This is a genomic window from Devosia sp. YIM 151766 (genome assembly GCF_030285925.1).
GTDB lineage: Bacteria > Pseudomonadota > Alphaproteobacteria > Rhizobiales > Devosiaceae > Devosia.
Genome location: NZ_CP127251.1, coordinates 240,352 through 260,297, shown reverse-complemented (window position 1 = coordinate 260,297; position 19,946 = coordinate 240,352). Strand labels below are relative to the sequence as shown.

At 64.1% G+C, this 19,946-nt stretch carries 19 protein-coding genes; 4 read left to right on the top strand and 15 right to left on the bottom strand.

Going from position 1 to position 19,946, the window contains the following annotated elements:
* Positions 1-47 precede the first annotated feature (47 nt).
* The 4 genes from O9Z70_RS01240 to O9Z70_RS01225 all read right to left on the bottom strand — a co-directional run bounded on the left by O9Z70_RS01240 (position 48) and on the right by O9Z70_RS01225 (position 4,391).
* Complete coding sequence (locus O9Z70_RS01240; protein ID WP_286020694.1) at positions 48-1,268, bottom strand: ABC transporter substrate-binding protein; 1,221 nt, start codon at positions 1,266-1,268, stop codon at positions 48-50.
* 135 nt (positions 1,269-1,403) lie between these two features.
* Positions 1,404-2,246 carry a carbohydrate ABC transporter permease gene (locus O9Z70_RS01235; RefSeq protein WP_286022052.1) on the bottom strand — a complete coding sequence of 281 codons (843 nt, stop codon included), beginning with the start codon at positions 2,244-2,246 and terminating at the stop codon, positions 1,404-1,406.
* A gap of 89 nt (positions 2,247-2,335) precedes the next feature.
* Positions 2,336-3,223, bottom strand: coding sequence for a carbohydrate ABC transporter permease (locus O9Z70_RS01230; RefSeq protein WP_286020693.1), 888 nt, complete (start codon positions 3,221-3,223; stop codon positions 2,336-2,338).
* A 13-nt stretch (positions 3,224-3,236) separates the two neighbouring features.
* Entirely contained in the window at positions 3,237-4,391 is a 1,155-nt protein-coding gene (locus O9Z70_RS01225; protein ID WP_286020692.1) for a Gfo/Idh/MocA family protein, read from the bottom strand.
* 395 nt (positions 4,392-4,786) lie between these two features.
* On the opposite strand from O9Z70_RS01225, the gene O9Z70_RS01220 reads away from it, so the two are divergent.
* Positions 4,787-6,223, top strand: a complete 1,437-nt coding sequence (locus O9Z70_RS01220) for a M81 family metallopeptidase (RefSeq protein ID WP_286020691.1) — start codon at positions 4,787-4,789, stop codon at positions 6,221-6,223.
* Positions 6,224-6,318: 95 nt separating this feature from the next.
* Positions 6,319-7,083 (top strand): DeoR/GlpR family DNA-binding transcription regulator, encoded by a 765-nt coding sequence (locus O9Z70_RS01215; RefSeq protein WP_286020690.1) that lies wholly within the window; start codon positions 6,319-6,321, stop codon positions 7,081-7,083.
* A gap of 52 nt (positions 7,084-7,135) precedes the next feature.
* Here O9Z70_RS01215 and O9Z70_RS01210 read toward each other — a convergent pair whose 3' ends face one another.
* The 5 genes from O9Z70_RS01210 to O9Z70_RS01190 form a co-directional block, all read right to left on the bottom strand.
* On the bottom strand, positions 7,136-8,410 hold the full coding sequence (locus tag O9Z70_RS01210; RefSeq protein WP_286020689.1) for an L-fuconate dehydratase: 1,275 nt from the start codon (positions 8,408-8,410) through the stop codon (positions 7,136-7,138).
* Positions 8,411-8,520: 110 nt separating this feature from the next.
* On the bottom strand, positions 8,521-9,252 hold the full coding sequence (locus tag O9Z70_RS01205) for an SDR family oxidoreductase (protein ID WP_286020688.1): 732 nt from the start codon (positions 9,250-9,252) through the stop codon (positions 8,521-8,523).
* 88 nt (positions 9,253-9,340) lie between these two features.
* On the bottom strand, positions 9,341-10,288 hold the full coding sequence (locus O9Z70_RS01200; RefSeq protein ID WP_286020687.1) for an ABC transporter substrate-binding protein: 948 nt from the start codon (positions 10,286-10,288) through the stop codon (positions 9,341-9,343).
* Between the two features lie 86 nt (positions 10,289-10,374).
* Positions 10,375-11,370 carry an ABC transporter permease gene (locus O9Z70_RS01195; protein WP_286020686.1) on the bottom strand — a complete coding sequence of 332 codons (996 nt, stop codon included), beginning with the start codon at positions 11,368-11,370 and terminating at the stop codon, positions 10,375-10,377.
* A gap of 86 nt (positions 11,371-11,456) precedes the next feature.
* Complete coding sequence (locus O9Z70_RS01190) at positions 11,457-13,019, bottom strand: sugar ABC transporter ATP-binding protein (RefSeq protein WP_286020685.1); 1,563 nt, start codon at positions 13,017-13,019, stop codon at positions 11,457-11,459.
* A gap of 147 nt (positions 13,020-13,166) precedes the next feature.
* Here O9Z70_RS01190 and O9Z70_RS01185 point away from each other — a divergent pair, with 147 nt between their 5' ends.
* Positions 13,167-13,859: a FadR/GntR family transcriptional regulator gene (locus tag O9Z70_RS01185; protein WP_286020684.1), complete on the top strand. Its 693-nt coding sequence runs from the start codon at positions 13,167-13,169 to the stop codon at positions 13,857-13,859.
* Positions 13,860-14,040: 181 nt separating this feature from the next.
* Here O9Z70_RS01185 and O9Z70_RS01180 read toward each other — a convergent pair whose 3' ends face one another.
* The 6 genes from O9Z70_RS01180 to pcaD form a co-directional block, all read right to left on the bottom strand.
* A complete protein-coding gene (locus tag O9Z70_RS01180) occupies positions 14,041-15,057 on the bottom strand; it encodes a Gfo/Idh/MocA family protein (RefSeq protein WP_286020683.1) in 1,017 nt (338 codons plus the stop codon).
* A 34-nt stretch (positions 15,058-15,091) separates the two neighbouring features.
* On the bottom strand, positions 15,092-16,120 hold the full coding sequence (locus O9Z70_RS01175) for a 3-carboxy-cis,cis-muconate cycloisomerase (RefSeq protein WP_286020682.1): 1,029 nt from the start codon (positions 16,118-16,120) through the stop codon (positions 15,092-15,094).
* Between the two features lie 128 nt (positions 16,121-16,248).
* A complete protein-coding gene (gene pcaG / locus O9Z70_RS01170; protein ID WP_286020681.1) occupies positions 16,249-16,872 on the bottom strand; it encodes a protocatechuate 3,4-dioxygenase subunit alpha in 624 nt (207 codons plus the stop codon).
* Positions 16,872-17,618, bottom strand: coding sequence for a protocatechuate 3,4-dioxygenase subunit beta (gene pcaH / locus O9Z70_RS01165; protein WP_286020680.1), 747 nt, complete (start codon positions 17,616-17,618; stop codon positions 16,872-16,874). The genes pcaG and pcaH overlap by 1 nt, the downstream gene beginning before the upstream one ends.
* A complete protein-coding gene (pcaC, locus tag O9Z70_RS01160) occupies positions 17,615-18,004 on the bottom strand; it encodes a 4-carboxymuconolactone decarboxylase (protein WP_286020679.1) in 390 nt (129 codons plus the stop codon). The genes pcaH and pcaC overlap by 4 nt, the downstream gene beginning before the upstream one ends.
* Positions 17,997-18,788, bottom strand: coding sequence for a 3-oxoadipate enol-lactonase (gene pcaD / locus O9Z70_RS01155; protein ID WP_286020678.1), 792 nt, complete (start codon positions 18,786-18,788; stop codon positions 17,997-17,999). Before pcaD ends, pcaC begins: the two co-directional genes overlap by 8 nt.
* A 159-nt stretch (positions 18,789-18,947) precedes the next feature.
* On the opposite strand from pcaD, the gene pcaQ reads away from it, so the two are divergent.
* Complete coding sequence (pcaQ, locus tag O9Z70_RS01150) at positions 18,948-19,868, top strand: pca operon transcription factor PcaQ (RefSeq protein ID WP_286022051.1); 921 nt, start codon at positions 18,948-18,950, stop codon at positions 19,866-19,868.
* The last annotated feature ends 78 nt before the right edge of the window (positions 19,869-19,946 follow it).

Here is a 19,946-nt window from a genome sequence, read left to right as displayed (position 1 = left end):
GGGTGCCGCCGCCCGGAGGCGACGGCCAGTTCGGTCGGAGGACGACCTTACTTGTACTGCTCGAGCTCGCCGGCAGCCCTTTCAAGGGCGGCTTCCGGCTCGGCGGCGCCGATCACCACCGACTGAACCATCTCGATCATGACGTTCTGCAGCCCGATATAATCGTTGAACAGCGGCTCGGGACCGCCAAACTCGATGCCGTCGAGGAAGGGCTGCCAATAGGCGTTTTCGGCCACAAGCTCGCTGGTCTGGGGCTCGAGCGGACGCAGGGGCGTGAGGCCCTGGGCCATTTCAGCGGCCCATTGGCGCTCGCCTTCGGTGATGAACTTGGCGAGGCTGGTCGCCTGATCCTCGACACCCGAGCCCTTGAACACGGCCAGCGCGTCGGTGATGAGCAGGGTGCCGGGGCCCTTGGCGTCCGGACCCAGCGGCAGATCGGCGACGCCCCAATTCATGCCGGCTTCGTCGGCCAGAATGCCGGCATTGACCGAGGCTTCGATCATGGCGACGCCACCATCGAGCCAGATGGCGCGAACTTCGTTCTGCTCGTAGGCGGTCGGGCCTTCTTCGGAATAGGGCACGATATCCTTGATGGCCTGAAGCGCGGCCAGGACCTGCGGCGAATTCAGGGTGATATTGCCGTCGGCATCGATGACCGAACCGTCATTGGTGTAAACCCAATGCAGGAACTGGTGCATGGTATTGTCGAAGGTCTTGGCGACGAGGCCGTAGCCAGCCGCGTCGGTATTTTCGCTGATCTGCTTGGCGAAGGCGATCTTTTCTTCCCACGTCTTGGGCGGGGTGTCGGGATCGAGGCCGGCTTCCTCGAACAGGTCCTTGTTCCAGAACAAGGCCTTGGTGGAGAAGGCCACCGGCACGCCCCATTGGGTGCCGTCGAAGGTGACGGTATCGGGCACGTAATTGTAATAGGCGGCCTTTTCTTCCTCGCTCATCGGGACGGGAACGATCAGATCGTTCTCGGCGAACTGCTTGAGGGTGCGCGAGCCGACATAGGCCAGGGCGACCGGGTTACCGGCGGCGGCCAGCGTCGTCACCTTGTCCTGGCACTGGCCCCAGCCCACGACTTCGGGGGCCACTTTGAAGCCGGGATTGGCAGCCTCCCATTCGGCGAAATATTCGGCATAGCCTTCGGTCAGGGTGTCACCGCAATTGATGAAGGAAATTTCCTGATCCTGGGCATAGGCGGCCGGGGCGGCACTGGCCAAAGCCAGCATCGATACGGCCAGCAAACCGATGGATTTTTGCATTGTTAGTCTCCCTTGATGTGGGCTCCTCGGCCCTTCCGGAGCCGTTCGGCCTTGCATGCCGAACGATCTCCAAACCCTTGTTTGTCGCGTTTCCGAACCGGGAAAGTGGCGGCCACTTTTCCTGAAAACGCTCCCTTACTGCTTCACGGCGCCGGCGGTGAGGCCGGCGACGAGATAGCGCTGCAGGAACACGATGACGATCATGACCGGCAGGATTCCGACGAAAGAGGCCGCCATCAGCTCGTTCCAGACCACTTCCTGCTTGCCGAAAAAGGCGAAGAGCCCGATTGGCAGCGGCATGAATTCGGTCTTGGAGTTGAAGGTCAGCGCGAAGATGAATTGCTGCGCATAGGCGCCGATAAAGGTCATGATGGCGACCACGACGATGCCCGGCATGGCCAGCGGCAGGATGACCCGGCGCAAAGTGTAGAGGCGCGAGGCGCCATCGACCCAGGCGGCCTCGTCCAGCTCGCGCGGAATGCGCAGCATATAGGTGCGCAACAGCCAGACGGACGAGGGAATGAGAAAGGCGGCGCCGGGCACGATCATCGCCCAATAGGTGTTGAGCAGGCCCATGGTGCGCATCAGCCGGAAGAGCGGGATGAGCAGCACGGCGCCGGAAAACATGTTGACCGCCAGGAACCCGCCCAGCATCAGCCCGGCTCCGGCAAAGTTGAAGCGGGCAAAGGCATAGGCGGCCGGCACCACGATGGCGACGACGATCAACGTCACCACGGTCGAGATGAAGAAGGAGTTGAAGATGTGCAGGCCCAAAGCCGGCACCGAGGTCCACATATTGATATAGGCGTCGAAGGAGCCGTTCCTGGGAATGAAGCTGTAGGGCGTCGAGAATAACTGCGCCAAAGGCTTCAGCGACACCAGAAAACCTTCGATGAACGGCGCCAGCACGAAGAACATGAACACCGCCATGCCGGCATAAAGGCCGGCGATCTCATACCACTTGTAGCGGTCGATCATCGGCCGGGAGGCGGCGAGGAAACGGCGCTTCGGCTTGACGCTGGCCGGGCTGTCGGCGGCGGCGATCTCGGGGCTGCGGGCGACGTCGCTCATTTGGCTTCTCCCTGCTGGAGCCGGCGGACGGCGCGGAAATAGACGATGCAGAACAGCGTCACGAAGATGGAGATGACCACGGCGCGCGCCGCGCCCTCGCCGTATTTCCGCGAGCCGATGGCGGTCTTGTAGGTGTCGATGATCATCGTGGTGGTCGAGCCGGAAGGCCCGCCCTGGGTCAGGATCCAGATGATGTCGAAGGAATTGAAGGTAGCGATGAGGGAGAGCAGGCTCATGGTGATGATGGCCGGCACCATCAGCGGCAGGGTGATGCGGCGGAAGCGGTAGAAACGCCCGGCCCCGTCGGTCCAGGCCGCTTCGTGCAGGTCCTTGGGGATCGACTGCATGGCGGCGAGGAAATAGATGGTCACCATCGGCACGCCGATCCACACATCGGTGACCACGGTGGCCCAGAAAGCGGTGTCGCCATAGGCGAGGAAGGCGATCGGGCCCTTGGTCAGGCCCAGATTCTGCAGCATTCCCGAAATCATCCCGAACTGGCCATTATACATCCAGCCCCACATGAAGATGCCGATGGCCATGGGCACGATCCAGGGCGGCATGGTGAGGATGCGGAACAGCGTCTGGCCGGGAATGGCGGCATTGAGCAGCATGGCGCCGAACATGCCGATCACCATTTTCATCGATACCGAAAAGAAGGTCCACACAAAGGTGCGGATGATCACGTCGGTGAAATTGCCGGCGCCGAAAATGCGCTGGTAATTGGCCCAGCCCACGAAATCGTATTCGGCCCGGAGCGAGGCATTGGTGAAGGACAGGATGATCGTATCGACCAGCGGATAGGCGACGATGGTCAGGATATAGATCAGGGCCGGAGCCAGCAGGGCGAGGGCAAACAGGGTGGCGCTTCTGGTGCTGGTCATCGGCCTGCCCTCCTCACTGGCCGCCGCCCAGGGCGGCATCGAAACGCTGCCAGACCGGGGCCATGTCGACGACGGATTTGGTGCGCATGGCCTCGTCCATGCAGAGCGCCAGAAGCCCGGCTTCCAGCGCATCGGTCACCGATACGGGCAGCGGCGCGCCTTCGAGGACATGGTTGAGGATATCCTCGGCCATCTGCTCGTCGGCGCCGTAATGCTGGGACAGGTCCGAGGTCTTGTAGGTCTTGTCCTCCAGCCTGTCGCTGGTGCGGCTGTCGGTGACGCGGAAATAATTGCGGATGAAATCGCCTTCCGCCATGCCCTTGGCGCCGATCACCGCGAAACGGCGGAAATCGTCGGGCACGTTCATATTGGTATGGAAGGTCAGGGCCGCGCCGTTCTCGTATTGGACGATGGCGGTCTGGAAATCGATGATGTCGCCATCGCTGTCGAAGACCTTGTCCGATCCCTGCCAGCCCGAGGGCTTGCGATAATATTCGGTGAGGTCGTTGGCGCCGGCGCCCTGGGGCGCATTTTCGGGCGTGAAGCTGCGGCGGCCGCCGAAGCTGGCGACGTAGCGCGGGCGGCAGCCCATGACGCCGTTATAGAGATCGAGGTCGTGGCAGCATTTTTCGAGCATGAAGCTGCCGGCATATTTGCCGTAACGCCGCCAGTCGCGCATGAAGAAGGCGCCGTGATAGGGTGGGATGTGCTCGGAGGCCTCGATGGAGGCGATGTCGCCCAGCCGGCCCTCGGCCTGGGCCCGGCGCAGATCCACATAGAGCGGCGCATAGCGCAGCACCAGGCCCACCATGACATTGTCCGAACCATAGCGGCCGATGAGCTCGGCCAGGGCCATCGTGTCCTCAACCGAGGTCACCACCGGCTTTTCGGCAAAAATCTTCATGCCGCGCTCGAGCCCGGTGCGGATATGCTCGAGATGCAGGTGATTGGGCGAGCCGACCATGAGCAGGTCGAGATTGCCCTCGTCGATCAGGGTGTCGAGGCTGGAATATTGCTTGCCGACGGAAACGCCGTGCTCTTCGGCATAGGGCAGGCCCGCCGGGGCCGGGTCGACATAGCCGACAATCTCGAAATCGTCCCGCGCCACGGAAAAGACCCGCGCAAGATAACCCAGACGATAGCCAAGACCGATAATCCCCACCCGCATAGCGATGCCATACCCTGTTTATTAGACCGCCGACCTCTTCCGGGCCGGTGACGTTTGTGTAAACGATTTTCAAGACTAGGCGGCTTATTGACGCAATGTCAACACACATTCCGAGCCAATACAATACCAATTTAAGCCACCCCGAAGCCCATTTCCGCCATCCGCCGACTGGCCGGCATTTCCAGCCGATACTCGCTGCTTTCAGCCGATCCGAATGTGGACAAAAGCCCCGGATGAGGGCACCATGTTGCAATTGGTATCCATGTGGCCTCTTTCACCACAGCCGATAGTGGTGGCAAGATTGAAAATTTAGAACAGATTGATGGACGTGCCTCGCCTCCGCCCTCACCGCGCGCCCGTCACAATCCCGCAGCCGAAATTCCCGGAGTTTTTTGATGCGCATCGCCGTCGCCGGCCTGCATACCGAGTGCAGCACCTATAATCCCGTATTGGCGCGCGAGCCCGATTTCCGCCTCTTGCGCGGCCCCGCCATGCTCAAGGACCAGTATTTCGACTTCCTCACGCATTTTCCGGCGGAATTCATCACCATCCTGCATGCCCGCGCCATTGCCGGCGGCCCGGTGGAGCGTCGCCTCTATGATCGCTGGAAGGCTGAAATTCTCGACGGGCTCAAGGCGGCGCTGCCGCTGGATGGCGTCTATCTCGCCATGCATGGCGCCATGTTCGTCGACACCATGTTCGATGCCGAGGGCGATTTCATCGCCGCCGTGCGGGAACTGGTGGGGCCAGATGTGCTCATCGCGGCGAGCTATGACCTGCACGGCAATATCAGCCAGCGCATCATCGACAATCTCGACATCTTTTCCACCTATCGCACCGCACCCCATATCGACACGCCCGACACGATGCGCCGTGCCGTGACCATGCTGGTGCGGGCGCTGAAAACCGCAACCAGGCCCAGACTGGCCTGGGCTCCGGTGCCGGTGCTGCTGCCCGGCGAGCGCACCAGCACCCAGGACGAGCCGGCGCGCAGCTTCTATGCCCAGCTTCACCAGGTCGAGGAGCCGACCGGCATCTGGGATGCCTCGTTCCAGGTCGGCTATGTCTGGGCCGACGAGCCGCGCGCCACGGCCTGCGCCGTGGTGACAGGCACGGACAAAGCGGCGATGGAACAGGCGGCGCTGCGCCTGGCGCAGGATTATTGGGACATCCGCGAACAATTCACCTTCGGCATGGAAACCGGCTCCATCGCCGAATGCGTCGATCGCGCGCTGGCCAGCCCGACCCATCCGGTGGTGCTGGCCGAATCCGGCGACAACCCCACCGGCGGCGGCGTCGGCGACCGCGCCGAAATACTGGCCGCGCTGCTCGCCCGCGACGCCCAGGGCGTGATCCTGGCCGGCATTGCCGACCAGGCGGCGACCGATGCGGCCTATGCGGCGGGGATCGGGGCCAGGCCCAGGCTCCATATCGGGGCCAGCCTCGATCCGGCCAGTATTCCGGTCGAGACCGAGGCGGAGATCGTGTTCCTGCTGGAAACCGACGAACCGCGCCTGCGCGAGGCGGTGGTGCGGATTGGCGGCATGGAGGTGGTACTCACCGCCCGCCGCCGGCCATTCCACAATATCGCCGACTTCACCCGGCTGGACCTTGATCCGCGGCACGCCAAGATCGTGGTGGTGAAATCCGGCTATCTGTCGCCGGAACTGGGCCCGCTCGCCAATCCCGGCATCATGGCGCTGTCGCCGGGCGTGGTAGATCAATTCGTCGAACGCACCCAGCGCCGGCACACGCCCAGGCCGAGCTATCCCTTCGACAAGGATTTTGCCTTTACCCCGCAGGTGAAATGGTCGGCGCGGGCGCGCGACTGACAATTTCCCAACCGGGGCAAGATAATCCCTCCACGAGCCGGCTTCCCGCCTGTCCTGCTTTCGTTTAATCAAAAAGCGAAAGCAAAGGAACGTTCATGACCCCCGCTATGCGACAGGCGAAAATCGTCGAACTGGCCCGGCAATCGGGCGAGGTCAGCGTCGAACGGCTGGTCGATACGTTCGGGGTGACGCCGCAGACCATCCGCAAGGATCTCAACCTGCTTTGCGAGCACGGCGCGCTGAAGCGCACCCATGGCGGCGCCATGCACCCTTCGGGCGTCGAAAATGTTGAATATGAAGCGCGGCGCCAGATCGCCCCGGCGGAAAAGCGCGCCATCGGCAAGGCGGCGGCGGCGCTGATTCCCGACAATGCCTCGCTGATCATCAATATCGGCACCACAACCGAAGCGGTGAGCCAGGCGCTGGCGGGGCATCGCGGCCTCATGGTCATCACCAACAATATCAATGTCGCCAATCACCTGCGGCTGCTGCCTTCGGTCGAGGTCGTCATCGCCGGCGGCGTGGTGCGGCCCGCCGATGGCGGCATTGTCGGCGAGGCGGCGGTGGATTTCATCCGCCAGTTCAAAGTGGATTTCGCGGTGATCGGCGTCTCGGCCATCGATTCCGACGGCGCCCTGCTCGATTTCGACTATCGCGAAGTGAAAGTCGCCCAGGCCATCATCGCCAATGCCCGCCACGTGATCGTGGTGTCGGACAGCACCAAATTCACCCGCACCGCCCCGGTGCGGATCGGCCATCTCAGCCAGGCACACAGCTTCATCACCGATCACTGCCCGCTGGATTCGATCCGCACTCTCTGCGCCGAGGCCGGGGTGCGGCTGGTGGAGACCGGGGTTTAGAACGGTTCCTTCGTCCCCTCTCCCCCAGAGGGAGAGGGAGCAGATGCCGCCCTCAGCCTCGGAACGTATTCTCCGAAATCGATTCCGCCTTCATCTCGATGGAAAACCCGGCCCGTTCCGGCGGCATATAGGCGGCGTTGCGGATGACGCAGGGGTCAAGGAAATGCTCGTGCAAATGGTCGACGAATTCGATCACCCGCCCCTCCTTGGTGCCCGATATTACCAGATAATCGATCATCGAGAGGTGCTGCACATATTCGCAGAGGCCGACGCCGCCGGCATGGGGCCAGACCGGCTTGTCATATTTGGCCGCCATGAGCAGCACCGAGAGCACTTCGTTCAGGCCGCCGATGCGGCAGGCGTCGATCTGGACGATATCGAGGGCGCCGCGAGTGATGAATTGCTTGAACAGGATGCGGTTCTGGCACATTTCGCCGGTGGCAACTTTGACCGGCGCCACCGCCTCGCGGATTTTCCGATGGCCTTCGACATCGTCGGGGCTGGTCGGCTCCTCGATGAAGAAGGGGTTGAAGCGCTGAAGCGCATTGACCCAGTCGATGGCCTGATCGACTTCCCAGACCTGATTGGCGTCGATCATCAGTTGGCGGTCCGGGCCCATGATCGAGCGGACGATTTCGAGCCGGCGGATATCGTCGTCGAGATCGCGCCCGACCTTCATCTTGATATGGCTGAAGCCGGCTTCGACGGCTTCCGTGGCCAGCCGCGTCAGCTTGTCGTTGGAATAGCCCAGCCAGCCGGCCGAAGTGGTGTAGCAGGGATAGCCCTCCGCCCGTAATCGGGCGATGCGCTCGGCCTTGCCCGGCTCGGCCTGGCGGAAAATCTCCAGCGCCTCCTCGGGGGTGATGGCATCGGTCAGATAGCGGAAGTCGATGATGGATACGAGCTGTTCGGGGCTCATCTCGGCGACATAGAGCCAGACCGGCTTGTTCGCGGCTTTGGCCAGCAGGTCCCAGACGGCATTGACCACCGCGCCGGTCGCCAGATGCATGGCGCCCTTGTCGGGGCCGATCCAGCGCAATTGGCTGTCGCCGGTGACGTGGCGCCAGAACCGGCCGGGATTTTCGGCGATCCAGTCCAGTTCCAGCCCGATCACCCGCTCCCGCAGGGCCTCGATGGCGGTCACCACCACTTCATTGCCACGGCCGATGGTGAAGGTCAGGCCGTGTCCCGCATGGGCGCCATCGGTGCCGAGCACGACATAGGCCGCCGAGTAATCGGGGTCCGGGTTCATCGCATCCGACCCGTCGAGCGATGCCGAGGTGGGGAAGCGGAGGTCGTGGGTGGTGAGAGTGGTGATCTTGGTCATGTTGTGTGTTCCTTGCCCGCGACCTCGTGGTTCGACAAGCTGCGCAAAGGCAGCGCCCTCAAAAGACCTCATCCTGAGCCTGTCGAAGGACGAGGTCGGCCGGCGCGGGGCTAGGCCGTCCAGCCTCCGTCGATGATATGGACCTGTCCGGTCGTGTAGGTCGCGCCGGCCAGATAGACGGCGAGATCGGCCACTTCTTCGGGCCGGGCGATGCGGCCGATGGGCTGGCGGGCGATGAAGGCCTTGCGGGCGCCCTCGAAATCGCCGGTCGCATGCCAGCGCTCATGCAGGCTCGGGCTCTCCACCGTGCCCGGGCAGATGGCGTTCACCCGGATATTGGCTGTGGTGTAATCGGCGGCGATGGATTTGGTCAGCCCCACGACCGCCGCCTTGGAAATCGTATAGGCGGCGCGGTTGGGCACGCCTTTCACCGAGGAGGCGACGGTGGCCATATTGATGATGGCGCCGTCGCGGCGCTCCAGCATTTGCGGCAAGACCGCCTTGATGGTGCGAATCTGCGCCCGGACATTGAGGTCGAGGGCAAAGTCGAGATCGGCCTCGCTCATCTCCAGCACCGTGCCGGAATGGACGACGCCGGCGCAATTGAACAGCACGTCGATCTGACCAATTTCGGCCACGGCCTGGTTGACCGCCGCCGCGGACAGCACGTCGAGCACCCGGGTCGAGACATTGTCCATGCCGTCCAGTTCGGCGAGCCTTTCCGCATTGATATCGGTGGCGACGACCCTGGCGCCGGCGCGGGCAAAGGCCTCCACCGAGGCGCGGCCAATGCCCTGCGCGGCGGCGGTGATGAGAACGAGTTTTCCGGTGAGGTCTGACATGGAAGGTCCTGGAATAGGCAGATATCGGGCGGCTTTCGCCTCCCTCCCGCTTGACGGGAGGGAGGCGGCCCACGCCGTAGGGTCGTGCTTAGTCGTACAGAACAGCCGCGATTTCGGGGTTGTTCATGTTTTCGGCGTCATAGAAGTAGAAGCCGGTATCGATGATCGGGGGCAATTCCTCGCCCTTGAGCGCCGCGACGGCGGCCTGCACGGTCTGGTAGCCGATGCCGACTGGGTTCTGGGTGATGGCGCCGGCCATCAGGCCGGAGGCAACCATACCCTTCTGCGCCGCGCCGGAATCGAAGCCGATGACCACGACATCGCTGTTCAGTTCCTGCTTGCCATTGGCGACGCCGATGGCCGAGCCTTCATTGGTACCGAAAATGCCCTTGAGGTCGGGATTGGCCAGCAGGATCGACTTGGTGATTTCGGTCGATTGCAGCTGGTCGCCGCCGCCATACTGGATCGAGACGATCTCGATATTCGGATAGGCTTCGGCGATGCGGTTGACGAAGCCGTCGCGGCGGTCGATGCCGGTGCGGCTGGTCTGGTCATGGGCAACGACCGCAATCTTGCCTTCGCCGCCGATCAGTTCGGCCATGACGTCGGCCGCCAGGGCGGCAGCCGCGACGTTGTCAGTGGTGGCCGTGGTCAGGGGGATGTCGCTGTCGACGCCGGAGTCGAAGGCGATGATCGGGATGCCGGCCGCATCGGCCTGCTGCAGCAGCGGCGTGGCGGCCTGGCTGTCGAGGGCGGCAAAGCCGATGGCGTCGGGATTGCGCGACAGGGCGGCGGCCAGCATATCCATCTGGCGGTCGACCTGGGTTTCGCTTTCCGGGCCCTCGAAGGTGACGCTGACGCCGAGATCGGCGCCGGCCTGATCGGCACCGGCCTTCACGGCCTGCCAGAACTGGTGCTGGAAGCCCTTGGAAATCAGGGCGATATCATAATTTTCCTGTGCGAAGGCCGGAGCGCCGGCCGAGGCCAGCATGGCCACGGCGCTGATGGCGCCAAGCAGGGTACGACGATTGAGCATGGTAAACCTCCCAGATGCTGCTTTGAAACGTTCAGGCATTTTGAAGCCTCTTGGTGGCGCGGAACGCGCGGGGGAAAAATCGGCGCCTAAAGAGTGCGGCGCCGCAGGATGTCGGCATAGACGGCCAGGATGATGATGGTGCCGGTCACCACCGTCTGCCATTCCTGGGCCACCGATAGGATGCGCAGGCCATTGGCCAGCACGGAGATGATGAGCGCGCCGATCAGCGTGCCGAGCACGGTGCCGCGGCCGCCCGACAGCGAGGTGCCGCCGATGACCACAGCGGCGATGGCGTCGAGTTCGTAGCCCTGCCCCAGAGCCGGCTGCGCCGAATTGAGGCGGCTGGCGATGAGCAGGCCGGCCACGCCGCAGATGGAGCCGGCGGTGGCATAAATGGCGATCTTCCAGCGATCGACATTGACGCCGGAAAGGCGCAGCGCCTCCTCGTTGGAGCCGAGCGCGAAAGTGTAGCGGCCCAGCGCGGTCTTGCCGAGAATGAAGGCGGTGATCAGCGCCACCGCGAACAGGATCAGCACGCCATTGGGAATCGGCAGGCCGGGAATGACGGCGCCGATCAGCGAGCCCTGCGAAATCTGGGTGAAGCCGGGCGTGTCGTTGAAATAGATCGGACGGGTGCCGGAAATGACCAGCGACAGGCCTTTGAGGATCAGCATCATGCCCAAAGTGGCGATGAAGGGCGGCACTTTGAGCTTGGCGATGACCACGCCCGATACCAGCCCGCTGGCGGTGCCGGCGAGGATGGCGCCGAGAACGCCCAGCGGCAGCGGCAGGCCGAGATAGGTCAGGATAACCCCGGCGATCACCGCGCAGAAGGTCATCAGCGTGCCGACCGAGAGGTCGATGCCGCCGGTGATGATCACCAGGGTAGCGGCGATGGCCAAAACGCCGTTGACCGAAGTGGCCTGCAGGATCGCCAGGATGTTCTGGGTCTGCATGAAATTGGGCGAGGCCAGCGAGAAGACCACGACCAGCGCAATCAGCCCCGAAAAGGCGAGCAGCCGGTGGAAGGCGCCGGAAATGCGGATGCCGGGTTTTTGCGCCGCGACGGTACTATCGGTCATTATATCTTCCCTTCGAACTCGGCGCGGTGGCTTCTGCGTCCCCTCTCCCTTTGGGAGAGAGGCAAAGATCGGTCGTATTTCCAAGATCACCCCGCATGGCGCATGTCCTCGACCAGTGCGCTTTCCCGCATGGTCGCCAGCCGCATGATCTCTTCCTGACTGGCGCCTCCGGGCAGGATGCCGGTCAGCCGGCCTTCGCACATCACCGCAATGCGATGGCTGAGGCGCAGCACTTCGGGCAGTTCGGAGGAAATGACGATGATGGCCTTGCCCTCGGCAGCCAGGGCGTTGAGCAATTTGTAGATTTCAGACTTGGCGCCCACATCGATGCCGCGTGTCGGCTCGTCGAAAATCAGGATGTCGCAATCGCGCAGGAGCCATTTGGCGATGACCACTTTCTGCTGATTGCCGCCCGAAAGCAGCCGGGCTTCCTGCACATCGCTGGGGGTCTTGATGGCCAATTGGCGGATGGCGCTTTGCGCCGCCGAAGCCATGCCGGCCTCGTTGAGAATGCCCAATGGACCGGTGAACCGCGACAGGCTGGCCAGGGCGATATTGTTGCGCACGTCCAGGCCGGTGGCGAGGCCGAACAGCTTGCGATCCTCGGAGAGATAGCCAATGCCCAATTCGACCGCGTCCTTGGGCGAGGCGATGCCGACCCGCTGGCCATGCACCCAGATTTCGCCGCTCTCGCGCCGGTCGGCGCCGAAAATGGCGCGGGCGACCTCGGTGCGACCGGCGCCCATCAGCCCGGCAAAGCCGAGGATTTCGCCGGCGTGGACGGAGAAGCTGACATCGCGGATTTCGCGGCCGCGATTGAGGTTGCGCACTTCCAGCGCCACCGGCGCATCGGCCATATCGGGGATGACCAGGGTTTCATTGGCCAGGGTGCGGCCCACCATCATGGAAATGATGGTTTCGATAGGCGTGTCCGCCGCCGGCACGGTGCCGACATATTCGCCGTCGCGCATCACGGTCACCCGGTCGGAAATGCGTTTGATCTCGTCCATCTTGTGCGAGATATAGACAATGCCGACGCCTTCGGCCTTGAGGCGGTTGATAATGGCGAAGAGTTCGGCGATCTCGGCATCGTTCAGCGCCGCAGTGGGCTCGTCCATGATGAGGACGCGGCTGCGATAGGACAAGGCCTTGGCGATCTCGACCATTTGCTGTTTGGCAATGGTCAGCGTCTCGACCAGCACACTGGGTTCGAGATTGAGGTTCATCGACTGGAAAATGGCAGCCGCATCGCGGTTGAGCTGGCCTTCGTCGAGCATGCCGAAGCGGCGGGGCTCGCGGCCGATAAAGATGTTCTGCGCCGCGGTCAGGTCGCGCATCAGCGCCAGTTCCTGATGGATGATGCTGAGCCCCAGATCCTGGGCCTGGCGGGGCGAGGTGATTTCCACCGGCTCGCCATTGAGCTTCACGACGCCGGCATCGCGCGAATAGACGCCGGAGAGAATCTTCATCAGCGTCGATTTGCCGGCGCCGTTCTCGCCCATCAGCGCATGGACTTCGCCCGGCAGCAATTCGAACCGGACCTGCGACAGGGCGCGAACGCCGGGAAAGGATTTGTCGATGCCGGTCATTTCGACCAGCGGCACGGCGGAAGCGAGCGGCATCGCGACCTCACCCATCCCCTCTGCCATTTCGATCCTCCTCCAAGGCGGCGCGGCTGCACGGCCGATGCCTATCATTGGCGCGAGAGCTAATGGCAAGTCAGTCAAGCTGTCAAGCGGTCATACCAGTGGACAGCAATTGCGGAGAAAGCTAAGACAGGGGCCAAAGGGAGCGCGATGAAACTTCAGGCCGTATCCAACCGCAAGCTCTACATCCAGATCGCCGACCAGATTCGCGACCAGATCATGGCCGGGGCAGTGGAGGCCGGACGGCAATTGCCCTCCGAACGCGAATTGGCACAGAATCTGGGCGTGTCGCGGCCGACCGTGCGCGAGGCGCTGATCGCGCTGGAAGTCGCGGGTCTGGTCGAAGTGCGGGTGGGCGTCGGCGCCTTTGTGCGCCAGCGCGACGACAAGCGGACGCCATTGCCCGAGCTGAGTGCCTCCCCGCTCGAAACCATGGCGGTGCGCCGCCTCTTGGAACCGGAGGCGGCGGCGCTGGCCAGCCGGCAGATTTCGCCCGAGGGCACGGCTAGACTGGACGAAACATTGCGCCGGATGCGCGACGAAACCGAGGCCGGGCAATGGTCCTCGGACAGCGACCGCATGCTGCACATGACCCTGGCCGATGCCTGCGGCAATGCCGTGCTGCGCGAAACGCTGGATGGATTATGGACGTCGCGGCGGGGCGAGGTGGATACGCGGTTTCATCAGCATCTGGCCGATATCGACGCGGTGCGCCAGCATATTCTGGGCGATCACGAAGCCATCGTCGCCGCCATTGTCGGCGGCAATGCCGAGGGCGCGCGCACGGCCATGAGCAAGCACCTCGATTTCGTCTCGGCCGCCATGCTGGAGGCATGGGAATAGCCACAAAGCACCTTCCCGTCGGCTCCGCCGCCTCCTTCTCGGATCGTCACCCTCGGGCCTGACCCGAGGGCGCTTGCGGCAGAACCCACAACAAAGAACCCTCGCGGCGAACGCGAGGGTCATGAGCGGTGATTTTGCGACAATCACAGGGAGAGCCAAGCCAGCGCTCCGATGATAAAGGCTAATCCGCCTGCACCTGCGCCCAGGCGCCGGTGCGCTCGCTCTCGAAGATCGCGTCCAGCACCTGCATGGAGCGGATAGCGTCCTCGACGCCGTAATCCAGTGTCCCCTGCCCCAGCACGGCCAGGGCGAAGGCTTCGGCCATTTCGGTATATTGGTCGGAGGGCGGCAGGATTTCCCGGCGCGCCAGGCTGCCATCGAGGGCCAGGCCGTGATCGACCAGCAAGGCCGTCGCCGCATCCTGCGGGGCGTTGAAGGGAATGACGATCTCGACGCGCCCCTTGCTGCCCAGCAGCTCGATGGCCTGATTGGGTACCATCTGGGTGGAGACCAGAAGATTGAGCTGCCTGCCGCCGCCGAAATCGGCGATGACGCTGGCCAGCCTGTCGGTGCCGAAAGCCGGATCGCGGTCGACCAGCGACACGACGCGCTGCGGTTCCGCCTCGAAGAAGAAGCGGCCGGCGGTGACCGGATAGCAGCCAATGTCCAGAATGCCGCCGCCGCCGATATCGGCCTTGTTGCGCACATTGTTCGGGTCGACATTGTGATAGCTGAACACGGCGCGGACAGCGCGGATTTCGCCCAGCTCCCCGGAGCGGACGATCTCGCGGGCGCGGTGCCATTGGGCATGGAAGCGCACCATGAAGGCTTCCATGATCAGCCGGTCGCCGCGGGCCTGGCGCAGCTTTTTCGCTTCTTCGGCGGTGATGGCGATGGGCTTTTCGCACAGCACATGCTTGCCGGCGGCATTGGCGGCAAGGGTCAGCTCGACATGCAGATGATTGGGCAGGGGATTGTAGATGGCGTCGATATCCGGATCGGCCAGCAAGTCCTCGTAGGAGCCATGGGCCTTTTCGATGCCCAGCTGGTCCGCCGCCCGGCGCGCCGTATCCAGATGGCGCGAGGCGATGGCGGCGACCGTTGAATGGGGCGATTTCATCATGGCCGGGATCACCTTGGCCATGCCGATATTGGCGGTCGAGATGATGCCCCAGCGGACCTTGTTCGTATCGGACATGGTGTGCCCCTTCCGGTGATTCGTGCGGGGAGGATTACCCCAAACGCAATTGTCCGGCCAGCTTGACGGCGAGCCGCAGGCCGGCGCCGGTATTGACCAGCATAGCGGGCAGGGTCAGCCATTCCAGCGTCCAGGCGGCGCCCGAGCGCTCATATTCATGCACCATGGCCTGTCCGAGAATGCCGGCGAGGCCCGCATTGTGCCGGGCCAGCGCCACCAGCACTTCGGCATTTACCGGATTGGATTTGTGCGCCATGGCGGAAGAGGAACCGCCGCCCGCAAGGCGCAGGGCGCCGATTTCGTTCTGCGCCAGCAGCGCCACATCCATGCCGATCTTGCCGAGCGAACCGGAGATCAGCGCCAGCATATTGCCCAGGGCCACAATGGGGTCGCGGGTCGTGTGCCAGGGCGCGGCAAGGCCGAGATCGAGCCGGCTGGCCATGCCGGCGGCGATGGCGTCGCCATGGCCCTCGAAGCTGGCGCGATCGCCCACCGGGCCGCCGAGCTGGATCACCAGCAGGCTGCGGCGCATCGCCGACAGGGCGCGCAGATGCCGTTGCAGCGGCTCGGACCAGGCGGCCAGCTTGGCGTCCCAAATGGTGGGCAGCGCCACCTGCATGCGCGTATGGGCCATGAGCTGGCGCCCCGACCATTCCCCTGCCAGGTGAGCGAGCCGCGCCAGAAGCGCGTCGAGCCGCGCTTCATGCAGATCGAGCACCTTGGCCACTTGCAGCATCAGCGCCGTATCGGCGATGTCCTGGCTCGTCGCCCCTTTGTGCAAGGCAGCGCGATGCGGCTCGGCGACATGGCGGCGCAAATGCCGGACCAGCGCCGGCACGACCACGCCGTCCCGGGCCATGCCGGCCGCCAGTTCCGGCCAGTCGGGCTGGAAATTTGCCGTGGCCGCGGCAATGGCGGCCGCCGCTTCGGGTGAAATCCAGCCGGTATCGGCGCTGGCCTCGGCCAAGGCGCGCTCGACCGTCAGCATGGCGTCGAGCTGCGCCCGATCGGAAAGCAGCGCCTCGGTTTCGGCGTCGCCGGCAAGGGCGGAAAGCAGGGTCATGACCAAATCCTATCGCCGTTCGGCAATGAACGGAACCGGCGGCGCCATCGCCTTCCGGGCCGGTTTGCCCAAGACACGAGGCCCTTAGCCCCGTCTCCTTGAGGGACGAAGGGCCCACAATTGCCCGATCAAATATCGAAGAACACCGTCTCCCTGTCCCCCTGGAGATGAATATCCAGCACATAGCGGGGTATGGCGCCCTCCTCCCGGCGCGCGATCAGCGTGTCGCGGCGGCGGGGATCCATGATCTTGTTGAGGACGTAATCCTCCTGATTGGCCTCGGCCTCGTCGGCGAAATAGAGCCGCGTCTGCAGCCCGATATTGATGCCGCGCGCCACGATCCACAGCGAGACATGCGGCGCCATCGGCTTGCCGTCGGGGCCCTCGACCCGGCCCGGCTTGATGGTCTCGAAGCTGAAACTGCCATCGGCCCGGGTCGGCTGCCGCCCCCAGCCGGTAAAGGCCGGCGTGGAATTGGAATGGGGCGACATCGGCGCCACCAGGCCGCCCTGGGCGTCGGCCTGCCAGATTTCCAGCACCGCATCGGTCACCGGCGTGCCGGCGCCGTCAATGACCCTGCCGGCGATGACGATGCGCTCGCCCTTGACCTCGGGCGAGAGCATATTGCTGCCGGGATCGGCGTCGATGACGCCGGTAATGCCGCAGAAATTCGGCGTCATCCCGATATGGACATAGGGCCCGGCGGTCTGGGACGGCGATTCCTTGAGCTTGGGAACGGGATGCAGGCTCATCAATTCCCCTCCAGCTTGTTTTCGAACATGGTCGAGCGCCGGCCACGCAGCACGATGTCGAAGCGATAGGCCAGGGCGTCCATGGGCGTGGTGTTGTGCCGGTCCAGCCGGGCGATGAGCTGGTCGATGGCGGATTTGTCGGGAACGGTGCCGACAATGGGACATTGCCAGATCATCGGGTCGCCCTCGAAATACATCTGGGTGATCAGGCGCTGCGCGAAGGCGTGGCCGAAGACCGAGAAATGAATATGGGCCGGGCGCCAGTCATTGCCGCCATTGGGCCAGGGATAGGCGCCGGGCTTGACGGTGCGGAAGTGGTAAAAGCCGTTCTCGTCGGTGATCGAGCGGCCGAAGCCGCCGAAATTGGGGTCGAGCGCGGCCAGATAGCCTTCCTTCTTGTGCCGATAGCGGCCGCCGGCATTGGCCTGCCAATATTCCACCAGCGTATGGGGCACCGGGCGGGCATTTTCGTCGAGTACCTGGCCATAGACGATCAGGCGCTGGCCGATGGCCTCGGTGCCGTCCTGGCTGAAATTGCGGATCAGGTCATTGTCGAGCGCGCCCAGCTGTTCATGGCCGAAGCTGGGGCCGGTCATTTCCGATCTGGTCGGGCCCAGCGCCAGCAGGCTGTGGCGCGGCGAGCGGAAGGTCGTGCTCTTATAGCCGGGCGTATCGGCGGGCGGGTGCCAGGCGCGGTCGCGCTGGAACAGCAGGCCATCGGCCCCGGGCAGGATGATGCCGCTCATGGCGCCACCTCCCCGCGCTTGGCCAATTCCTGCTTGGCGATCTTGAAGGCGCTATTGGCCGCCGGAACGCCGGCATAGACCGCCACATGCAGCAGGGCTTCCTTGATATCCTCGGCGCTGGCGCCGGTATTGATGGTGGCGCGCACATGCATGGCGAATTCCTCCTCATGCCCCAGCGCCGCCAGCAAAGCCAGCGTGACGATGGAGCGCTCGCGCTTGGTCAGGCCGGGGCGCGACCATACCGAGCCCCAGGCGCCCTCGGTGATGAAGGCCTGAAAATCCTCGTCGAACAAGGTCTGGCGCGCCGTGGCGCCATTGACGTGATCGTCGCCCAGCACCGCCTTGCGGGTCGCCAGGCCGCGTTCGAACAGGCTGTCGTCAGCCATGGCCGGCCTCCTTCAAAAATTGCCGCATCAGCGCCGCCAGTTTCTCGGGCTGCTCGATGGAGGGAATATGCCCGACGCCGTCGAGGATCTCGAAGCGCGAGCCGGCAATGGCGGTGCAATGGCGCACCAGGTCCACCGGCGCGGCCAGATCGTCGGCGCCGGCAACGATCAGACTGGGCAGATCGATGGCGCCGATGGCGTCGGAAAGATCGGTGTCGCGCAATGTGGCGCAGGTGGCGGCATAGCCCGCCGCGTCGCCGCGCAGCAGCAGATTGCGCCAGCCGGCAAGGTCGTCGGGTCGCGCCGCCCGGAAATCCGGGCTGAACCAGCGCTCCGTCACCATATCGGCAAGCCCTGCCAGGCCCTGGCGGCGCACCGTCTCGATCCGCGCCGCCCACATGGCGGCATCGCCCATCAGCGGCGCGGTATTGCAGAGCACGAGAGCCGCCAGCCGCTCCGGCGCCCGCAACGCGAAGCCCTGGGCGATCAGCCCGCCGACGGAAACGCCGCCCAGGGCCAGACGGTCGAAACCGACATGGTCGAGCAGGCCTTCGAGATCGTCCAGATGATCGGCAAGGCGGTAATCGCCCTCCGGGCTATCGCTCAGGCCATGGCCGCGCTTGTCATAGGAGAGGATGCGATAATCGGCGGCGAGTTCGTCGATCACCGCATCCCAGATACGGGCATCGGTGCCCAGCGAATTGGCCAGCGCCAGCGCCGGCGCGCCCTCGGGACCGGCCAGACGGTAATGCAACAGGACGCCGTGAATGCGGACGAAGTTCATATTTGCCCTCTCGCCACCGATTTAAAAGGCTGGCGAGGGCCAAGTAAAATGATTACTCATGGCTCCGGAATAACCGTGCGATTATCAAGCGGCGGCGGCTCAGCTGAAAACCCGCAAATTTTTTCGCTTAGAATAACCGGAGCAGCCATGGCACCTCGCATCATCGATCCCCGGATCAAGATTCGCCACATTGCCTGCTTTTTGGAAGTGGCGCGGCTGCGCAGCATGGTCAATGCCGCCGACGCCCTCAATATCAGCCAGCCCGCCGCCACCAAGACCGTGCAGGAACTCGAAGCGGTGCTGGGGGGCGCCCTGTTCGACCGCACCCGGCGGCGTCTGGCGCTGACGCCGTTCGGCGAGGTGTTCTACCGCTATGCCTCGACCAGCATCGCGGCCCTGCGGCAGGGGATCGATGCGGCGCGCGGCGCCCGGGAGGCCGCCCTGGTCAGGATCGGCGCCCTGCCCTCGGTTTCGGCGCGCATGCTGCCCGAGGCGGTGCGGCTGTTCTTCGCCGCCGAGCCGGGCATCAATAGCCGCATCATCACCGGACCCAACAGCTATCTGCTGTCGCTGCTGCGCACCGGCGATGTCGATCTGGTCATCGGCCGCATGGCCGAGCCGGAAGCCATGCTCGGCCTCTCCTTCGAGCATCTTTATTCCGAGCGCGTGGTTCTGGTCGTGCGGCCGGGCCATCCGCTGCTGGCCCGGCGCGATTTCAGCCTCGGCATGATCGAGCCCTATCAGCGCCTGATGCCCAATCCCGGCTCGGTGATCCGGCCGCTGGTGCAGCGCATATTGCTGGCCTATGGCATCGACGCCCAGCACGAAGAGGTGGAAACCGTCTCCAATGCCTTCGGTCGCGCCTATGTGCGGCAAAGCGATGCGGTCTGGTTCATCTCGGAGGGCGTGGTGGCTGACGACGTGGCCGACAATTACCTGGCGCTGCTGCCGGTGGACATGAGCGAAACCCAGGGGCCGGTGGGCTTCACCACCCGCACCGATACGGCGCCGGGCCTGGCCCTTACCGCCTTCATGCAGACTGTCCGCGACGTGGCCGCCCGCCTGCGGGACGGCGATTAGAATGCGCCTCCTGGACCTCATGGTGAGCCTGTCGAACCATGGGGCGCGGCCACGGAGTTACCGACCTCGTCCTTCGAG